General features: G+C 61.5%; 16 protein-coding genes. 15 read left to right on the top strand and 1 reads right to left on the bottom strand.

The annotated features are described in order from the left end of the window. Positions 1–8: 8 nt before the first annotated feature. The 6 genes from ACM110_RS10830 to ACM110_RS10805 all read left to right on the top strand — a co-directional run bounded on the left by ACM110_RS10830 (position 9) and on the right by ACM110_RS10805 (position 5405). Entirely contained in the window at positions 9–857 is an 849-nt protein-coding gene (locus ACM110_RS10830; RefSeq protein ID WP_416127766.1) for a TauD/TfdA dioxygenase family protein, read from the top strand. Positions 858–955: 98 nt separating this feature from the next. Then, entirely contained in the window at positions 956–2008 is a 1053-nt protein-coding gene (locus tag ACM110_RS10825) for a 3-keto-5-aminohexanoate cleavage protein (RefSeq protein WP_416127765.1), read from the top strand. Positions 2009–2099: 91 nt separating this feature from the next. Further along, complete coding sequence (locus ACM110_RS10820) at positions 2100–3416, top strand: MFS transporter (RefSeq protein ID WP_416127764.1); 1317 nt, start codon at positions 2100–2102, stop codon at positions 3414–3416. Then, positions 3413–4075 (top strand): DsbA family oxidoreductase, encoded by a 663-nt coding sequence (locus ACM110_RS10815; protein ID WP_416127763.1) that lies wholly within the window; start codon positions 3413–3415, stop codon positions 4073–4075. The genes ACM110_RS10820 and ACM110_RS10815 overlap by 4 nt, the downstream gene beginning before the upstream one ends. Then, positions 4072–4398 carry a Rieske (2Fe-2S) protein gene (locus ACM110_RS10810; RefSeq protein WP_150701912.1) on the top strand — a complete coding sequence of 109 codons (327 nt, stop codon included), beginning with the start codon at positions 4072–4074 and terminating at the stop codon, positions 4396–4398. Before ACM110_RS10815 ends, ACM110_RS10810 begins: the two co-directional genes overlap by 4 nt. Continuing rightward, positions 4395–5405: a YeiH family protein gene (locus tag ACM110_RS10805; protein ID WP_416127762.1), complete on the top strand. Its 1011-nt coding sequence runs from the start codon at positions 4395–4397 to the stop codon at positions 5403–5405. The genes ACM110_RS10810 and ACM110_RS10805 overlap by 4 nt, the downstream gene beginning before the upstream one ends. A gap of 213 nt (positions 5406–5618) precedes the next feature. Here ACM110_RS10805 and ACM110_RS10800 read toward each other — a convergent pair whose 3' ends face one another. Next, positions 5619–6626, bottom strand: coding sequence for an AraC family transcriptional regulator (locus ACM110_RS10800; RefSeq protein ID WP_416127761.1), 1008 nt, complete (start codon positions 6624–6626; stop codon positions 5619–5621). Between the two features lie 356 nt (positions 6627–6982). On the opposite strand from ACM110_RS10800, the gene ACM110_RS10795 reads away from it, so the two are divergent. The 9 genes from ACM110_RS10795 to ACM110_RS10755 all read left to right on the top strand — a co-directional run bounded on the left by ACM110_RS10795 (position 6983) and on the right by ACM110_RS10755 (position 19197). Further along, the gene (locus ACM110_RS10795; protein WP_416127760.1) at positions 6983–7549 is read left to right on the top strand and encodes an RBBP9/YdeN family alpha/beta hydrolase; all 567 of its coding nucleotides are present in this window, start codon (positions 6983–6985) and stop codon (positions 7547–7549) included. Positions 7550–7672: 123 nt separating this feature from the next. Beyond that, positions 7673–9676: a DUF1302 domain-containing protein gene (locus ACM110_RS10790; protein WP_416127759.1), complete on the top strand. Its 2004-nt coding sequence runs from the start codon at positions 7673–7675 to the stop codon at positions 9674–9676. A gap of 41 nt (positions 9677–9717) precedes the next feature. Further along, positions 9718–11076 (top strand): DUF1329 domain-containing protein, encoded by a 1359-nt coding sequence (locus tag ACM110_RS10785; protein ID WP_416127758.1) that lies wholly within the window; start codon positions 9718–9720, stop codon positions 11074–11076. A gap of 176 nt (positions 11077–11252) precedes the next feature. Next, positions 11253–12329 carry a WD40/YVTN/BNR-like repeat-containing protein gene (locus tag ACM110_RS10780; protein WP_416127757.1) on the top strand — a complete coding sequence of 359 codons (1077 nt, stop codon included), beginning with the start codon at positions 11253–11255 and terminating at the stop codon, positions 12327–12329. A 16-nt stretch (positions 12330–12345) separates the two neighbouring features. After that, positions 12346–14865 carry an efflux RND transporter permease subunit gene (locus ACM110_RS10775; RefSeq protein WP_416127756.1) on the top strand — a complete coding sequence of 840 codons (2520 nt, stop codon included), beginning with the start codon at positions 12346–12348 and terminating at the stop codon, positions 14863–14865. Between the two features lie 7 nt (positions 14866–14872). Next, positions 14873–16651 carry an acyl-CoA dehydrogenase C-terminal domain-containing protein gene (locus ACM110_RS10770; RefSeq protein ID WP_416127755.1) on the top strand — a complete coding sequence of 593 codons (1779 nt, stop codon included), beginning with the start codon at positions 14873–14875 and terminating at the stop codon, positions 16649–16651. Positions 16652–16671: 20 nt separating this feature from the next. Then, positions 16672–18315, top strand: a complete 1644-nt coding sequence (locus tag ACM110_RS10765) for a fatty acid--CoA ligase (protein WP_416127754.1) — start codon at positions 16672–16674, stop codon at positions 18313–18315. 110 nt (positions 18316–18425) lie between these two features. Next, positions 18426–18767, top strand: coding sequence for a potassium channel family protein (locus tag ACM110_RS10760; RefSeq protein ID WP_416127753.1), 342 nt, complete (start codon positions 18426–18428; stop codon positions 18765–18767). Between the two features lie 61 nt (positions 18768–18828). Continuing rightward, positions 18829–19197 carry a PH domain-containing protein gene (locus ACM110_RS10755; RefSeq protein ID WP_416127752.1) on the top strand — a complete coding sequence of 123 codons (369 nt, stop codon included), beginning with the start codon at positions 18829–18831 and terminating at the stop codon, positions 19195–19197. The last annotated feature ends 82 nt before the right edge of the window (positions 19198–19279 follow it).

The raw sequence follows: 19279 nt of genomic DNA, 5'->3' as shown, positions 1-19279 counted from the left end.
TGCCAGCCATGAAAGTCGAACAATTAACCTGCAGCATTGGCGCCGAGCTGATTGGCGTCAACCTGGCCGACGCGGTGCATGACGACGGTTTGTTTGCCGAGATCCGTGCCCAGTTGCTCAAGCACCGCGTGGTGTTCCTGCGCGATCAGGACATCACCCGCGCCGAACACGTGGCCTTCGCCCGGCGCTTCGGCGAGCTGGAGGATCACCCCGTGGCGGGCAGCGATCCGGAGCATCCGGGCCTGGTGCAAATCTACAAGCGTCCGGACCAACCGGCGGACCGCTACGAAAACTCCTGGCACAGCGACGCCACCTGGCGCGAAGCGCCGCCAATGGGCTGCGTGCTGCGTTGCGTGGAATGCCCGCCGGTGGGCGGCGATACCATGTGGGCCAACATGGTTGAGGCCTACGCGCGTTTGCCCGAAGACGTGAAGGTGAAGATCGCCGACCTGCGCGCGCGCCACAGCATCGAAGCGAGCTTCGGTGCGGCCATGCCGATCGAAAAACGCCTGGCACTCAGGGACAGGTTCCCGGATGCCGAGCATCCGGTGGTGCGCACACACCCGGAAACCGGCGAGAAAGTGCTGTTCGTCAACGCTTTCGCCACGCACTTCAGTAACTACCACACCCCGGCGCGGGTGAGGTTCGGCCAGGACGCCAACCCCGGCGCGAGTGAGCTGCTGCGCTACCTGATCAGCCAGGCGTACATCCCTGAGTACCAAGTGCGCTGGCGCTGGAAGCCCAACAGCATCGCCATCTGGGACAACCGCAGCACCCAGCATTACGCCGTCATGGATTACCCGCCTTGCCATCGCAAGATGGATCGCGCCGGGATCATCGGCGACAAGACTTACTGATCCAAGCCTCTGCATTCGCTCTCGTAAACACGCCTGCCCGGCGCGATCCCGGGTGGGCGGAATAATCATAAGAACTGGCATAAGAACTGGAGTAACCCATGCAATTCTTCGACGATTCCCTGCACCCGGAAAACATGGAAAAGGTGGTCATCACCGTGGCCCCGTACGGCCCGGAGTGGATGCCCGAAGACTTCCCGGAAGACATCCCGCTGACCATGGACGAGCAAGTCCAGAAAGCGGTCGATTGCTATGAAGCTGGCGCCACCGTATTGCACCTGCATGTGCGTGAACTGGACGGCAAGGGCTCCAAGCGCTTGTCGAAGTTCAACGAGTTGATCGCTGGCGTGCGTGAAGCCGTACCGGACATGATCATCCAGGTCGGCGGCTCGATTTCCTTCGCCCCGGAAAGCGATGGCGAAGCGGCCAAGTGGCTGTCGGACGACACCCGCCACATGCTGGCCGAGCTGACACCGAAACCGGATCAGGTCACGGTCGCGATCAACACCACGCAAATGAACATCATGGAGCTGTTGTATCCGGAGTACCTGAAAGGCACGTCGCTGGACAACCCGATGATCCACGCCGCCTACAGCGAAATGACCGTGCCGGCAGGTCCGGCCTGGGTGGCCGAGCACCTCAAGCGCCTGATGGACAACGGCATCCAGCCGCACTTCCAGTTGACTGGCATGCACGCCCTGGAAACCCTCGAGCGCCTGGTGCGCCGTGGCGTCTACAAAGGCCCGCTGAACCTGACCTGGATCGGCATCGGCGGCGGTTTCGACGGCCCGAACCCGTTCAACTTCTTCAACTTCATCCACCGCGCGCCGGACGGTTGCACCCTGACATCCGAATCGCTGCTGAAAAACGTCATGCCGTTCAACACCATGTCGATGGCCATGGGCATGCACCCGCGTGTGGGCAACGAAGACACTATCATTGATCACAAGGGCGATCGTTTCGGCTCGGTGGCGCAAATCCAGCAAACCGTGCGCATCGCCCACGAACTGGGTCGCGAAATCGCCACCGGCAAAGAAGCCCGTGAGATCTACCGCATCGGTGTGCAGTACGAAACGATCGAAGAAACCCTGTTGGCCAACGGCATGGCCCCCAACCGCAAGGCTGGGCAGAAAGGCGTGCCGCAACGCGGCTGACCGACACGGCGAACGAGCGGCCGTGACCGCTCGTTCGCCGCACTGCTACACGCTTGATAACAACAATAAAACGAAGCTTTGAGGAGGCTGCATGGCCTTTCACCCAATCGCCGACGACGATGACTCCGGTGGAGTTGTTGTTGCGCGTAAATATGCCTGGATCGTCTTCGCCCTGACGTTCGGCCTGTTGATTTCCGATTACATGTCGCGCCAGGTGCTGAACGCAGTGTTCCCGCTGCTGAAAAGCGAGTGGGCACTGAGCGACGGCCAACTCGGATTGCTCAGCGGCATCGTCGCGTTGATGGTCGGGCTACTGACGTTTCCCCTGTCGCTGATGGCCGACCGCTTCGGTCGGGTCAAGAGCCTGGCGCTGATGGCGATGCTCTGGAGCCTGGCGACCCTGGGTTGCGCGTTGGCTCAGGATTACCAGCAGATGTTCATCGCGCGCTTCATGGTCGGCGTGGGTGAGGCGGCCTACGGCAGCGTCGGCATCGCGGTGGTGATTTCGGTGTTCCCGAAACACATGCGCGCCACCCTGGCCAGTGCCTTCATGGCGGGTGGCATGTTCGGTTCGGTGTTGGGCATGGCGTTGGGCGGTGCGATTGCCGCGAAACTGGGCTGGCGCTGGTCGTTTGCCGGCATGTCGTTGTTTGGCCTGTGCCTGGCGGTGCTTTATCCGCTGATCGTCAAGGAGGCGCGCATCGCCCCGCAGCGTGCGGCCAAGGCTGTGGCAACGGTCAAGCGCCCACTGCGCACCTTGTGGTCCAGCCGTTCGGTGGTGGCAACCTACGTCGCCAGCGGTTTGCAGCTGTTTGTCGGCGGCACGGTGATGGTGTGGATTCCCAGCTACCTCAACCGCTATTACGACATGCCGACGGACAAGGCCGGCGGCATGGCGGCGATCATCGTGTTGTGCAGCGGCGCGGGGATGATCCTGTGCGGCATGCTCAGTGATCGGCTGTGCCGTCACTCGCCGGAACGCAAGGTCAGCCTGGCCATCGGTTTTTGCCTGGGCAGTTGCCTGTTGTTGTCAGCGGCGTTTGCCTTGCAGGCGGGGCCGTTGCAACTGGCGCTGATCTGCCTGGGCATGTTGATCGCCACCGGCACCACCGGCCCTTGCGGTGCGATGGTTGCAAACCTGACGCATTACTCGGTCCACGGCACGGCGTTCGCCACGCTGACCCTGGCCAACAACATGCTGGGGCTGGCGCCGGGGCCGTTCATCACTGGCCGGGTATCCGACCTGATCGGTTTGCATGCTGCGTTTCAACTGGTGCCACTGGTCAGCCTCGCGGCGGCAGCGGTGTTCTTTTATGCCAAGTGTCATTACCACAAAGATATTGCCCGTCTTCAGGGTCAGAGCGTTTCTGAGCCTGTCAGCGAAGCCGGGATCGAGGTGAAGTTGTGAGTCGTCGTTTACGTATTGATGTGTTTTTCGATTTTATCTGCCCCTGGTGCCTGATCGGCAAACGCCAGCTGGAGCATGCGCAGGTGCAGTTTCGCAGTCGTCACCCGGACGTGCAGATCACCACGGCGTGGCACGGTGTGCAATTGCTGCCGCAGTTGCCGTTGGAGGGTGAGCCGTTCGCCGATTTCTACCGCAAGCGCCTGGGCAATGCCGACGCCATGACCATGCGCCAGGCTCAGGTGCAGGAGGCTGCCAGGGCCGTGGGATTGAGCATCGACCTCAGCCGCATCGAGACGATGCCCAACACCGCGGACGCCCATCGTTTGTTCGAGCGTGTCGGCGAGATCGGCAATGTTGCCCAGCGTGAAATGCTGCTCGAACGCCTGTTCGCGGCGTATTTCCAGCGACGCGAGAACCTCGGTTGCCGTGAAACCTTGCTCGCCATTGCCCGCGCTTGCGGCATCGACCCGGACACTGTGGTCGATTGCCTGAAGGGCGACGCTACACCGTTTGACGGATTCCCCGGCGCGACCAGCGGTGTACCGAGCTTTCAGTTCGACCGCCGCATGACGGTGATCGGCGCACAACCTGCCCAGGCGCTGCTCGGGGCCATGAACGAAGCCCTCAAGGAAAGTGAGCGCGAGCGGCAGCCAGCATGACCCGGCGCATTCCCGTACCTGCCGGCAAATACCCGCAGGCCGGTGGTCGCGCGCTGTTCGAATTCGAAGACAAAAGCCTGGCGTTGTTCAACGTCGACGGGCAGCTGTTCGCCATCGACGACAGCTGCCCGCATCAAGGCGCTTCGCTGTGTGGCGGGCGGCTTGAGGGACGGGTGATCCAGTGTCTCGCCCATGGTTTGCGCTTCGATTTGCGCAGCGGTTTTTTGCTCAATTCCACGCTGGTCAAAGTCAACAGCTACCCGGTCGAGATCATCGACGACCAGGCGTTTATCGTCATCACTTGCGAGGAGTCCGCGCCATGAGCGCCATCGCTCTCACCCGCATCCACAGTCGCACGCGCGAACTGGCTCCGGGGTTTATCGTCAGCCTGATCGTCGCGGCTGCCGCATCGTTTTTGTCCGAGCACTACGGTGCGCCGGTCATGCTGTTTGCTTTGCTGTTGGGCATGGCACTGAATTTTCTTGCCGATGACGGCCCGTGCAAGGCCGGTGTCGAATTCACCGCGCGCACGGTGCTGCGCATCGGCGTGGCGCTGCTGGGCATGCGCATCACCCTGGAGCAGATGGCGGCGTTGGGCTGGAAGCCGATTGCGCTGGTGGTGATTCTGGTAGTGGTGACCATCAGTGTTTCCGTGATCGCCGCCAAGGCTATGGGCTTCCAGCGTTTGTTCGGTATGTTGACAGGCGGGGCGACGGCGATCTGTGGTGCTTCGGCAGCGTTGGCGCTGGCGGCGGCGCTGCCCAATCATCCGCAGAAAGAACGGGCAACGTTGTTCACGGTGATCGGCGTTTCGGCGCTGTCGACGATGGCGATGATTGTTTACCCGATGATCGCCAACTGGCTTGAGTTGTCACCGCAGGTGGCGGGGGTGTTCCTCGGCGCGACCATTCACGACGTGGCCCAAGTGGTCGGCGCCGGTTACAGCATGTCCACCGAGACCGGCGACACGGCCACCGTCGTGAAGCTGATGCGCGTCGCCATGCTGCTGCCGGTGATCGTCACCGCAGCGATGATCACCCGCATGCAAGGCGCCGATCCAACCGGTAAACGTCCCCCGTTGCTGCCGTGGTTTGCCGTTGGATTCCTGATTCTGGCCTGCATCAACAGCACCGGATGGATCGCCCCGGCAGTGCAGGGCTCGATCAACGAACTGTCGCGCTGGTGCCTGGTGATTTCCATCAGTGCGTTGGGCATGAAGACGCGGCTCAAGGAGCTGGCCGCAGTTGGGATCAAGCCGATTCTGCTGATGGTGGGGGAGACCGTATTCCTCGTCGTACTGGTGCTGCTGTTGCTGCGCTGGGGATCCTAGCCATCACACAGATCCTGTAGGAGCAAGGCTTGCCCGCGATGGCGCCGGATCAGGCGCCATCAATGTTGGATGTGCCGGCCTCATCGCGGGCAAGCCTTGCTCCTACAGGGAGCGGGTTGTTTGTTGAGTTCGCAGACAGCCACTGAGAAACGAATTCCAATTTCGCTCTTTGCGGCGACTGTGCCAGCGGTCGCCGTTTTTTTTGCCGTGCCGTCAGGACGGTTTTTGTTTCTGCGCCCGCCACGTTGCTGGCGGCATGCCGAATTGGCTGATGAACCACCGGGTAAACGAGCTCGCCATCGAGTAGCCGAGCATGTCGGCAATCCGGCTCAGCGGATAATTCGGGTTGTCCAGATAACGCAGCACCAGATCGCGGCGTACATCATTGATCACGTCATTGAACGCACAGCCATCGTCCTTCAGGCGACGCTGCAGCGTGCGCACGTTCATCCCCTGGCTCTGCGCGACTTGCTCGATGGTGGCGCGGCCCATGGGCAGCAGCAGGTAGATGGCTTTGCGCACTTCGAACAGCATCGAGGTGGTTTGATTACTCTGCAGCGAGTCGAGGTAACTCTGTGCGTAGCGGGCCATGGCCGGGTCGGCGTTGGGGTTGGTCATGTCGAGGCTGGCGTCGGAGCAGACGATGCCATTGAACTCGCTGCCGAACTCCAGGGTGCAGCCGAACAAGCGCCGATGCAGCTGCAAATTGTCCGGCGCCTGGTGCATGAAGTTGACGCTGTAGGGATGCCAATGCGAGCCGAGCAGCGCCGAGCACAGGCGAAACATCACGCCGATGGCCAACTCGGTGGCCTGACGGCTAGGCATCGGCGTTTCGGTCACCACCTCTTCACGAATGATCACCATCTTGCCGGCCTCTTCGATGAAGATCGCCAGCGAGTCGTTCATCAAATGCCGGTAATGCACCACCACCTGCAACGCGTCGCGCAGGGTGCGCTGATGGCTGAGCAACAGGCTGACCACGCCAAAATCCGAGAGCTGGCGCGACTCGGCCATGCTCAGGCCGAAAGTCTGGCAACCGCTGGCGGCGGCCGAATCTTCCAGCAAACGCACGGCGGAATCGATGGGGATTCGGTGTTCGGGCGCTTGCAATTGAGCCTTGCTCAAGCCGACGGCGGCCAATGCATCGCGCGGGTTGAATCCCAGGTACTGGGTGACCTCCAGGTAGTTGGTCAGTACAGCGGCGCGAACAAGCTTGGACATGCGTGGGTCTTCCCTGGGCCGATGGCGAATGGCATGAGCGAGGCGACTATATCCAGCGCATCGACCGTTGAACAGTTGTCTCGTCGTCGATGGTTTTCGCGCTGACCGCTCTCGAATCAGCGCGACTCAAAGGCGCAATCCGGGCTCATCCGTTGATTACAGTGACCCTGCGCCAACCTGCGGGGTTTTTCGACCAGCGGTCACGGCGATGAAGTGTCGGACAATTTGTCATCAAAAGAAAAGTGCCTGACGTCCAATGTAAAGCACCCCCGCCGGCCGCTCTTTAATGTCGACCCTACAAAAAGCCCCTGGCGAAAACAGCCAGTCGAGTTATCGAGAAAGCGAAGGTGTTGACCGTGGACAAATTGCAAACTGCCGCCACCGTTCTGATCGTACCGGGTCTGCGCGAGCACGTTGCCGAGCATTGGCAAACGTTGCTTGAAGCCAGGCTCGCCAAGGTACGCAGTGTCCCGCCACTGGAGACCGACAAGCTCGACTGCGCCGCTCGCGTGCGGGCGATCCAGCATGAACTGGAGCAGATCGACGGGCCGGTGATTCTGGTGGCCCACAGCGCCGGTGTGCTGATGGTCGCGCACTGGGCGGCGCAGTACAGCCACCCGATCAAGGGCGCTTTGCTGGCCGCGCCACCGGATCTCGATGCGGTCTGGCCGTCGAATTATCCGTCTTCTGAAACCCTGAGCAGTCAGGGCTGGAATCCACTTCCTCAAGGCCCGTTGCCGTTCCGCAGCATCGTGGCCGGCAGCACCAACGATCACCTGGCCAGTTTTTCCGCCGTGTCCCGCATGGCTGAAAACTGGGGCGCCGAATTGCTCGATCTGGGCGATGTCGGCCATCTCAATCCGGCCGCAGGATTTGGCCACTGGGCGCAAGCCGAGGCGCTGATCCTGCAGCTGGACTGCTAATACAGGAACCGGACTGGCATTACGCCAACCGGTATTTGCCCTCACTCCTGAAACGTTGACCCGCAGAGGTCCGCGAGAGGGCGGCTGCGCTTAAAACAAATACAAAAAGGCGGAGACAACGCAATGCACAACAACAAGAGTCACGGGTTCACCGCTTCACGCTACACCTTGCTGGCCTCGGCCATTCTCGCGGCAACGGTGCCGATGGCCCATGCGGCCGAGATCGAGACGGGTAACCCGGACTGGACCGTTCGCCTGGATAACACCGTGAAGTACAACTACGGCGTGCGTACCGAAAGCGCCGACAAGCGCATGTTGGCCACGCCGAACAACAACGATGGCGATTACAACTTCCGCAAGGCCGGCACCAACATCACCAACCGCGTCGACCTGTTGACCGAGATGGACGTGGTTTATCAAAACCAAATGGGCTTTCGCGTCAGCGCCGCCAGCTGGTACGACAAGGCTTACGAAAACGCCGGTTCCAATTCCAACCCGTTCGTCAACGGCAACGGTTCGACCTCGGGCCTGATCGCCAACGACCCGCGTCTGGCGGGCGTCACCAATGACAACGTCGGCACCGGCAGCCCGCACCTGAGCAACTATGCCCAGCGCTACTACACCGGCCCGTCCGGCGAAATCCTCGACGCCTTCGTGTTCTACAGCACCGAAATTGGTGAAGAATCGATACTCAGCGTCAAGGCCGGCCAGCACAACGTGTTCTGGGGCGAGACCATTCTCAACCCGGTGCACTCGGTCAGCTACGGTCAGTCCGGTCTCGATCTGGCCAAGCTCGCGGCGTCGCCGGGCACTGAAGCCAAAGAGCTGTTCGTCCCGCGCAACCAGCTGTCGATGTCGTTCACCGTCAACCCGGAATTGACCGTGGGCGCCCAGTATTTCCTCGATTGGGACGAAGCCCGTCTGCCGGAAGCGGGCACCTACTACGGCGGTTCCGATCTGGTCGGTTTCGGCGCGCAGTCGTTCCTGCTCGGCAACACCAACGCCGTGGTTCCGGGCAGTCCGCTGGGCTGTGGCCTGGCGCCGTGCAACGGCTTGACCAACGTGCGTCGCGGTCATGACCTGACGCCGGACAAGCGCGGCGACTGGGGCATCATGGCCAAGTGGTCGCCCGCGTGGCTGGACGGCACCCTCGGCGTTTACTACCGCGAAACCTCGGAAATCCTGCCGCAAGCCTGGCTCGATGCTCGCGGTCTGTCCTCGGCCAACGCCAACGGCACCCGCCCGGCCGGGCAAGTGCCCGCGGTAATCAACACCCTCAACTCGTTGAGCACCGCCACCTATCAAATGGCCTATGCCGACAACATCAAGATCGTCGGCCTGAGCCTGTCCAAGGACGTCGGCGGGGTCAGCGTCGGTTCGGACCTGAACATTCGCCACAACATGCCGCTGGCCAGTATTCCGGCGATTGTCAGCACCAACAGTCCGTTGGGTCTGGGCCAGGGTCTTGGCCTGCTGCCGGCGCGCACCGCTGCCACCGGCGTGATCTACGACACCCCGGAAAAAGGCGACAGCATGGCCGCCACCGGTGACACCTTGCACTGGACGCTCAATGGCTTGATGACCATTGCCGATACGCCACTGTTCGATTCCGCGACCCTGCTTGGCGAGTTGTACTACAGCAACCTGCTCAAGCTCGATAGCAAGAACGAGGCGCTCTACAAAGGCAAGGACAGCTATCGCGGCATCGACGCGCCGACCCGGGACAACTGGGGCATCGCGGTCAACTTCACACCGACCTGGTACCAGGTGTTCCCGGGTGTCGACCTCAACGCGCCGATGTCGGTCAACGTCGGTCTCGATGGCGTGTCACCGGTCTCCGGTGGCGGTGCCAAAGACACCGGCAACTACGCCATCGGCCTCGGGGCCGTTGTGTACAACAAATACTTCGTCGACCTGAAGTACGTGGACTCTTTCGGCAAGACCGACAAGTGCAACGTCAGCGGCACAAGCACCGGCCCGACCGGTGGCGATGGCTCCACGCCGAACGCCTTCAGCGGCAACGAAAACTACGCCTGTTACGCCGGTGGCTACTCGGCCTTCTCCGGTGGCGGTGCAACGACTGAGGACCGTGGCGCCGTGTACCTGACGATGAAAACCACTTTTTGATTCACCACTGATTTGCTCAATGCAAGCAGGAGAATAACAACATGAAATTCGTACAAACCGTGTTGGCCGCTTCGCTGGCCATGGTCCTCGCCGCGCAGGCACAGGCCGCTGTTTCACCTCAGGACGTTGCCAAACTCGGCAGCAGCCTGACGCTGGTGGGCGCCGAAAAGGCCGGGAACGCTGATGGTTCCATCCCCGCCTACAACGGTGGCCTGACCACGCCGCCGGCCAGTTTCAAGGCCGGCGACAGCATGCGTCCGGACCCGTTCGCCAGCGAAAAACCGCTGTTGGTGATCGATGGCAAGAACGTCGATCAGTACAAGAGCATGCTCAGCGCCACCACGGTGGAACTGGCCAAGCGTTTCCCGACGTTCCGCGTCGATGTGTTCCCGACTCACCGTACCGTCTCGCTGCCCCAGGCCGTGCTGGATAACGGTGTGAAAAACGCCAGCGGCGCCAAGTCACTCGAAGGTGGGCTGGCCATCGAAAACGTGCTGCCGGGCGTCCCGTTCCCGATTCCGCAGTCGGGCAATGAAGCGATGTGGAACTTCCTGTTGCGCTATCAGGGCGTGAGCATCAACTCCAAGTACGACTCGTGGAACGTCGACTCCGCGGGTGTGCCAAGCCTGGCGATCACCGGGCAGGCATTCATTTCCTACCCGATCTACGAAAACCTGACGCAGCCGATCAGCAGCGCCGACGTGTACTACCAGATGAAGCTGTCCTACACCGGCCCTGCGCGCCGGGCTGGCGAAGCGATCATGCTCAAGGACGCGGCCAACCCGTTGCAGCAGCCACGCCGCGCCTGGCAATACCTGCCGGGCCAGCGTCGAGTGAAACTGGCACCGAACCTGGCCTACGACACGCCGAACCCTGGCACCGCCGGCGCGGGCACCTACGATGACGTGTTCGTGTTCAACGGTGCGCTGGATCGCTACGACTGGAAGCTGGTGGGCAAGCAGGAAATGATCGTGCCCTACAACACCTACAAGCTGACCTACGTCCAGGATCCGAAGTCGCTGACCAGCGCCAACCACCTCGCGCCAGACTTCGTGCGTTGGGAAAAACACCGCGTGTGGGTCGTCGAAGGTACGCTCAAGTCCGGTGCGCGCCACATCTACGCCAAGCGCCGCTTCTACCTCGACGAAGACAGCTGGACCGCTCTGGCCTCGGATCAATACGACGCCCGTGGCCAGCTCTATCGCGGTTCCTTCGCCTTCCTCAGCCAGAGCTATGACAAGCAGGTGCCGGACTCCACGCCGTTCATGATCTACGACCTGGTCGGCGGCACCTACAACATCAACGGTGTGGTCGGCCCATACGGCGGCATCAAGTACATCGACCCGCTCTCCAAGGCGCAGTGGTCGTCGGAATCCCTGGCCGGCGCCGGTATTCGCTAAGCCACGATCCCCTGTAGGAGCGAGCCTGCTCGCGATGGACCAGAGGGCGACGCGGGCATCCAGACAGCACGCGTCATCGTTAACGTTCATCGCGAGCAAGCTCGCTCCCACAAGGGCGTTTCAACGTCAGGCACACGGACGTGTGTCCCGGCGCGGTTTTCCGAAGAGGACGCGGTATGTGTTCGTATAAAAATTATTTGCCGTTGGCGCTTGGCGTGGTGCTCGGCCTGTTGCAGGGCATCACCCACGCGGCCGATTACGTCGATGTGCTGGACCTGCCTGTCAAGGTCAGCGCCCTGGCCATCAAAAGCCCGTTGTCCGGCATGGCCCGCGCCGGTGAGCGCGTGATCGCCGTCGGCCAGCGTGGCCATATTCTGTTTTCCGATGATTCCGGTCAGCACTGGAAGCAGGCCACCGTGCCGGCCAGTGCCGACCTCACTGCGGTGAATTTTCCGACCACCACCCAGGGTTGGGCGGTGGGCAACGACGGCGTGGTGCTGCACAGCAGCGACGCCGGCGCGACCTGGCAAAAGCAACTCGACGGTCGCCAGATCGGCGCTTTGCTGGTCAAGCATTACACCGCGCTGGCCAACGCCGAGCCGAGCAACGAGCAATGGCCGTTGCTGGTTGCCGAGGGCCAGCGATTGGTCGAGCAGGGCGCGGATAAACCGCTGCTCGACGTCTGGTTCGCCAACGACAAAGTTGGCTACGTGGTCGGCGTGTTCAATCTGATCCTGCGCACCGACGACGGTGGCCAGAGCTGGACGCCATTCCAGGATCGCACCGACAACCCGCAGAGTTTCCACCTCAACGCCATCGCCTCCACAGGCGACGCGGTGTACATCGCTGGCGAACAAGGCCTGTTGCTCAAATGGGATGACCACGCCCAACGCTTCGCCGCCGTGCCGACGCCCTATCAGGGCAGTTTCTTCGGCGTGCTCGGCAAGCCCGGCGAAGTGCTGGTCTACGGCCTGCGCGGCAACGTGTTGCGCAGCACGGATGGCGGCCAGAACTGGACCGTGCTCGACACCGGCCTGCACGTCAGCATCACCGCTGGCCTGATCGATGCCCGTGGCAATTACCGCTTGTTCACCCAGGGCGGACAGATGCTGGTCAGCCAGGGCACGGGCGCGCAATTGCAGCTGCTGCGCCAACCGGTGCCGACGCCGGTCGCCGGTGCTACCCAGTCCGCCGCTGGCACGTTGGTGGTCGCGGGCAGCCGTGGCGCCCAGACGTTAGCCCTCGAACCCTAAGAGCGAGAACCCAGACATGGGCAATATCAAACAAGACGCCATGCCGGTGATCCGCGAGCTGCGCGATTTCGACCAACACTCCGGCAACCTCCTCGAACGGTTGGTGTTCAATTACCGTCCGCTGTTCATGCTGCTGATGGCCTTGGCGACCGTGGTGCTGGGCTTCATGGCCGTGACGCGCCTTGAACTGCGCCCCAGCTTTGAAAAAATGATTCCGCAGAGCCAGCCGTATATCCAGAACTTCCTGGAAAACCGTCAGTCGTTGCGGGGCTTGGGCAACTCGGTGCGGGTGGTGGTCGAGAACACCCAAGGCGATATTTTCGACCCGGCTTACCTCGACGTGCTCAAGCAGGTCAACGATCAATTGTTCCTCACCGAAGGCGTCGACCGTGCGTGGATGAAATCGCTGTGGAGCCCGGCGGTACGCTGGACCGAAGTCACCGAGGAAGGCTTCCAGGGTGGCCCGGTGATGCCCGACACCTATTCCGGTCAGCCTGAGCAAATCGAACAGTTGCGCCAGAACATCTCCCGCGCCGGTCTGGTCGGCAGCCTGGTGGCCAGCGACTACAAATCGACCATGCTGATCGTGCCGCTGCTGGATAAAGCGGCGGCCGGTGGCCAACCCATCAACTACCACGCCTTCTCGCAGATGCTCGAAGAGCAGTTGCGCGACAAGATCGAATTCGCCGGTGACAGCGCCGCGCGCAAGTCCGGGCAAGAGGGCAAGGGCCAGTACAAGGTGCGGGTGATCGGCTTCGCCAAACTGATGGGCGACCTGATCGACGGCTTGATCCAAGTGATGATGTTTTTCGGCCTGGCGGTGATCACTTCGCTGGCGATCATCTACGCCTACACCCGTTGTGTACGCAGCACATTGCTGGTGGTCGGCTGCTCGCTGATCGCGGTGGTCTGGCAACTGGGCATCGTCGCCTGGCTCGGTTACGCCATCGATCCGTACTCGGTGCTGGTGCCGTTTTTGATCTTCGCCATCGGCGTGTCCCACGCGGCGCAGAAGATGAACGGGATCATGCAGGACATCGCCCGCGGCACCCACAAGCTGATCGCTGCGCGCTACACCTTCCGCCGTTTGTTCATTGCCGGCGTCACCGCGTTGCTGGCCGATGCCGTGGGCTTCGCTGTGTTGATGCTGATCGACATTCCGGTGATCCAGGATCTGGCAATTACTGCCAGCATCGGCGTCGCGGTGCTGATCTTCACCTCGCTTTTGCTGATGCCGGTGGCGCTGTCCTATGTCGGCGTCGGCGCCAAGGCTGCCGAGCGCGCACTTAAAATCGACACCCGCGCTGACAAACACAAAGGCTTCGGCAAACTCTGGGATCTGCTCGACCGCTTCACCACTGCCAAGTGGGCGACCGGCGCGGTGTTGGTCGCGGTGCTGATGGGCGTCGGCGGTTTCATGGTCAGCCTCAACCTGAAAATCGGCGACCTCGAAAGCGGCGCGCCGGAGCTGCGTGCCGACTCGCGCTACAACCGCGACAACGCCTACATCACCCAGCATTACGCGCTGTCCAGCGACTTGTTTGCGGTGATGATCAAGACCGCGCCCGAAGGCTGCCTAAATTACAAAACCCTGGTGCTCGCCGACCGTTTGGCGTGGGAGCTGCAACAGTATCCGGGCGTGCAGGCCACGGCTTCGCTGGTCAACGCCGTGCGGCAAATCACCGCTGGCACCTACGAAGGCAACCCAAAACTCAACAGCATCCAGCGCAATCAGGACGTGCTCAACTACGCCGCGCAGCAAGCCTCGGTCAACTCGCCGGAGCTGTTCAACACCGATTGTTCGCTGATGCCGGTGATCACCTTCCTCAAGGATCACAAGGCCGAAACCCTCGACGCCGTGGTGGCGATTGCCGACCAGTTCGCCAAGGAAAACAGCACCGAGGATCGTCAGTTTCTGTTGGCGGCCGGCACGGCAGGCATCGAAGCGGCGACCAACATCGTCGTGCGCGAAGCCAATCGCACCATGCTGCTGTACGTCTACGCGGCGGTGACGCTGTTTTGCCTGATCACCTTCCGCAGCTGGCGCGCCACGCTGGTGGCGCTGTTGCCGCTGGTGCTGACCTCGATCCTGTGTGAAGCGCTGATGGTCGCCATGGGCATCGGCGTCAAAGTCGCGACCCTGCCGGTGATCGCCCTCGGCGTGGGCATCGGCGTCGACTACGCCTTGTACCTGCTCAGCGTGCAGTTGCACTTCCAGCGCCAGGGCCTGCCGCTGTCCCAGGCCTACCGCAATGCCGTGTCGTTCACCGGCCGGGTGGTCGGGCTGGTGGGCATCACCCTTGCGGCTGGCGTGGTGTGCTGGGTCTGGTCGCCGATCAAGTTCCAGGCCGACATGGGCATCCTTCTGACCTTCATGTTCCTGTGGAACATGCTCGGCGCGCTGATCCTGATCCCGGCCCTGTCGTACTTCCTGCTGCGTGAGCGGGTGCCGCAAACCGCACCCGTCATGCCGGCCGAAACCAACGAATCCACTGAACGTCCGGGCGTGCCTCATGCCCTGACCACTTCCGAGTAAGCCAACAATGTCTGACTACAAAGCTCCCCTGCGCGACATGCGCTTCGTACTCAACGAGGTTTTCCAGGTGTCCCGGTTGTGGGCCAAACTGCCGGGCCTGGCCGAAGTGATCGATGAAGAAACCGCCGCCGCCATTCTCGAAGAGGCCGGCAAGATCAGCGGCGAAGTGATCGCGCCACTCAACCGCGCCAGCGACGAACAGGGCTGCACCTGGAACAACGGCATGGTCGGCGCAGCGGATGGTTTCGCCGAGGCCTATCAAGCGTTCGCCGAGGGCGGTTGGGTCGGTGTCGGCGGCGATCCACAGTTCGGCGGCATGGGCATGCCGAAGGCGATTTCGGCGCAGGTCGAAGAGATGGTCAACTCAGCCAGTCTGTCTTTCGGCCTGTACCCGATGCTGACGGCGGGCGCCTGCCTGTCGATCAACGCCCATGCCAGCGAAGCGCTGAAAACCAAGTACCTGCCGAACATGTACGCCGGCACCTGGACCGGTTCGATGTGCCTGACCGAAGCCCACGCCGGCACCGACCTCGGCATGATCCGCACCCGCGCCGAGCCTCAGGCCGATGGCAGTTACAAAGTCAGTGGCAGCAAGATTTTCATCACCGGCGGCGAGCACGACCTGACCGAAAACATCATCCATCTGGTGCTGGCGCGTCTGCCGGATGCACCGGTAGGGCCGAAAGGCATCTCGCTGTTTTTAGTGCCCAAAGTACTGGTCAACGACGACGGATCACTGGGCGAACGCAATGCGCTTTCCTGCGGTTCCATCGAACACAAAATGGGCATCAAGGCGTCCGCCACCTGCGTGATGAACTTCGACGGCGCCACTGGCTGGATCGTCGACGCGCCGAACAAAGGCCTGGCGGCGATGTTCACCATGATGAATTACGAGCGTCTGGGCGTGGGCATTCAAGGCCTGGCGCAAGGCGAGCGCTCCTACCAGAACGCCGTAGCCTACGCCCGTGATCGCCTGCAAAGCCGTGCGCCGACCGGTGCACAGTTCAAGGAGCAGTCCGCCGACCCGATCATCGTTCACCCGGATGTGCGGCGCATGTTGCTGACCATGAAAGCCTTGAACGAAGGCGGTCGCGCGTTCTCCAGTTACGTGGCGCTGCAACTGGACAGCGCCAAGTTCAGCGAAGACGAAGTCACCCGCAACCGCGCTCAGGAATTGGTGTCGCTTCTGACCCCGGTAGCCAAGGCCTTCCTCACCGACATGGGCCTGGAAACCACTTTGCACGGCCAGATGATCTTCGGCGGCCACGGCTACATCCGCGAGTGGGGCCAGGAGCAACTGGTGCGCGATGTGCGCATCACGCAGATCTACGAAGGCACCAACGGCATCCAGTCCCTGGACCTGGCCGGGCGGAAGATTGTTGGCAGTGGCGGGGCGCTTTACCGTTTGTTCGCCTCGGAAATCCGTAACTTCACCGCCAATGCCTGCGCCGATCTCGGCGAGTTCACCAAGCCGCTGAACGCCGCCGTCGACACCCTCGACGAACTGACCGCGTGGCTGCTCGACCGCGCACAAAGCAACCCGAATGAAATCGGCGCGGCCTCGGTCGAGTACCTGCACGTGTTCGGCTACACCGCGTACGCCTACATGTGGGCGCGCATGGCCAAGGCCGCCATGAGCACTCATTCGAAGGACGACTTCTACGTCAGCAAACTGGCCACCGCACGCTTCTACTACGCCCGCCTGCTGCCGCGTATCCACTCGTTGAGCGCATCGGCCAAGGCTGGCAGCGAGTGCCTGTTCGCGTTGCAAGCCGATCAGTTCTGAAAGGACAAGGAACCCCCAACATGATGGCGACAAAAATAATTCCGCCCGCCGACGGCGCCTACGCCTACCCGTTGCTGATCAAGCAATTGCTGCTGTCCGGCGTGCGCTACGAGCCGGGTCGGGAAATCGTCTACGCCGACAAGCTGCGCTACAACTACCTGACCCTCAACAAGCGCATCCGCCGGCTGGCCAACGCGCTGACGGCGGCGGGAGTTAAGGCCGGCGATACCGTGGCGCTGCTCGACTGGGACAGCCACCGTTATCTGGAATGCTTCTTCGCCGTGCCGATGATCGGCGCAGTGCTGCACACGGTGAACATTCGCCTGTCGCCGGAGCAAGTGCTCTACACCATGAACCACGCCGAGGATGATCTGGTGCTGGTGCATGATGATTTTCTGCCGCTGGTTGAACAGATTCACGGGCGGTTGACCACCGTCAAAGGCTACCTTCAGCTGACCGAAGACAAACCAGCCGCAACGTCTTTGCCGGTGTTGGGCGAGTATGAAAATCTGCTGTCCCAGGCATCCGACCAATACGCCTTCCCCGATTTCGACGAGAACTCGGTCGCCACCCTGTTCTACACAACAGGCACCACCGGCGACCCGAAAGGCGTGTATTTCACCCATCGCCAATTGGTCCTGCACACGCTGAATGCCGTTGGCACGTTGGGCGTTTATCAGGGCCAGCCGCTGCTGCGCTCCGACGACGTATACATGCCGATTACGCCGATGTTCCACGTGCATGCGTGGGGCGTGCCCTACGTCGCGACCCTGATGGGCATCAAGCAGGTCTACCCCGGCCGCTACGAACCCAACAGCCTGGTGCGGCTCTATCGCGAAGAGAAGGTCACGTTTTCGCACTGCGTTCCGACCATCCTGCAAATGATCCTCAACTGTGAGGAAGGCAAACAGGCGCGTTTCGACGGCTGGAAAATGCTTCTCGGCGGCAGCGCGTTAACCCTGGGCATCGCCAGCGAAGCCAGCAACAAAGGCATGGTGGTGCACGCCGGTTACGGCATGTCGGAAACCTGCCCGTTGCTGTGCCTGACCTACCTGCGCGACGAAGACCTCAAGCTTCCCGCCGAAGCCCAACTGCCGATCCGCATCAAGACCGGCACGACGGTGCCGATGGTCGACCTGAAGATCATCGACGCCGAAGGCAACGATGTCGCCCACGACGGCGAATCTCTCGGCGAAATCGTCGTGCGCGCGCCGTGGCTGACCCAAGGCTATCTGAAGGATAAGGAGAAGGGCGCCGAACTCTGGCACAACGGCTGGCTGCACACCGGCGACATGGCGTCGATAGATGAATGGGGCGGTGTGGAAATCAAGGACCGCATCAAGGACGTGATCAAGACCGGCGGCGAGTGGATCAGCTCACTGGAACTGGAAAGCCTGATCAGCCAACACCCGGCGGTGATGTCGGTCGCGGTGGTGGGCATCGTCGATGAACAATGGGGTGAACGGCCCATGGCGATGGTCGTCAGCGAGCCGGGTCAATTCCTCGACCGCAAGATCCTGGAAACGCACTTGCAAGCCTTCGTCGATGGCGGGCGCATCAACAAATGGGCGATCCCCAAGCAGTTCAAATTCGTCGCCGAAATCCCCAAGACCAGCGTCGGCAAGATCAACAAGAAACTGATCCGCGAAGCCGAAGCGAACTGAACGCTTTTGCCCTCGGCCGCCACTGGGCCGAGGGCCTGGCCATCGTTTTCCAGATCCTGTGCCAAGCTGATGGGTGCCAATCCGCCTGCTGCCCACAGGAAGCCCAAGACATGAAGCCCGATCACACGTCGCACATCCGTCGAGAGTTCTACAAAGCCGTCGGTTACTACCTTCGAATCGTCTGGCCGATCCTCTCCACCATGCTGATCGTCATCGTCACGTGCGGGCTGATCATCAGCTATTTGGAAGGCTGGGAGCCATTCGACGGCATCTACTTCGGCTTCGTGACCGGCTTGACCATCGGCTACGGCGAACTCGTACCGAAAATGCCGCTGTCACGGCTGCTGGCAATACTGCTCGGCTTCAACGGCGTGCTGCTGACCGCGATATTCGCGGCGATCAGCGTGCGGGCCATTGAAAGTGCGGTGCGGGTAACAGGTGGCGACAAGTAAGACAGGCTCAATGCCATGAAGTCGTGCTTAGATGCGGGTTTTGACCCACAGGGAATGACCCATGATCGACTTCAACAACAAGGGATTCTTCAAGCTCAAGCAAAACGACGAGTACGCCGAACGCGTGACCGCCCTGTTGCTGGACGGTGAGACAGTCATCGACTCCTACAAATCCATGCGCGACGGCGTGGTGTTTACCAACAAACGCATCATCGCGGTGAACGTGCAGGGCATCACCGGCAGCAAGAAAGACTTCACTTCGTTGCCGTACAAAAACATCGTGGCGTACTCGGTGGAAACCTCGGGGACGTTCGATCTGGATTCTGAACTGGAAATCTATTTTTCGTCGTTGGGGAAAGTGAAGTTTGAGTTCACCGGGAAGACCTCGATGGTCGAGGTCTCCAAATTGATCTCCCAACACCTGCTATGAGCAACACACAGCTTTTGTAGGAGCTGAGCTTGCTCGCGATGAGGCCAGTACATTCAGCATCAATGTTGCCTGAACTGACGCT

This window comes from Pseudomonas sp. NFX98 (assembly GCF_047784845.1).
Classification (GTDB): Bacteria; Pseudomonadota; Gammaproteobacteria; order Pseudomonadales; family Pseudomonadaceae; genus Aquipseudomonas.
Note: the sequence above shows the minus strand (reverse complement) of the source record. Positions and strands in the feature narration are given on the sequence as shown.